Raw genomic sequence first — 349 nt, 5'->3', positions numbered from 1 at the left:
GGCCTTGACCAATGCCAAGGGCGCCCTGTCCGCAGCGGGCCTGGACGTCGAAGCCGCCAGCCTCGACAACAGCACCGGCCTGCTCACCAGTCGCCAAGGCCTGAGCGTGACCCTGACCGGCAAACGAGTCGATGGCCAGGGGCTACTGCTCAACGACCAGGGTCAACTGCTCAGCGACGGTACCCTGGACCTCACCGCTGCCGACTTGGACAACCGTCAGGGCCTGGTCTCCAGCGCCGGCCAGCAGACCCTGACCGTCACCGGTGGTGCGGTGCAGAACGGCGGCGGGCAACTGGTCGCCGATGGCGGCCTGAGCCTCAGCGGCGCCAGCCTGGCGAACGCGGCGGGT

General features: G+C 69.6%; 1 protein-coding gene. It reads left to right on the top strand.

The features are described 5' to 3' along the window. Positions 1-349, top strand: a 349-nt coding sequence (locus RND78_RS27955; protein ID WP_312733484.1) for a hypothetical protein, incomplete at both ends; no start/stop codon positions are given.

The organism is Pseudomonas oryzihabitans, from assembly GCF_032027545.1.
Classification (GTDB): Bacteria; Pseudomonadota; Gammaproteobacteria; order Pseudomonadales; family Pseudomonadaceae; genus Chryseomonas; species Chryseomonas oryzihabitans_F.
Note: the sequence above shows the minus strand (reverse complement) of the source record. Positions and strands in the feature narration are given on the sequence as shown.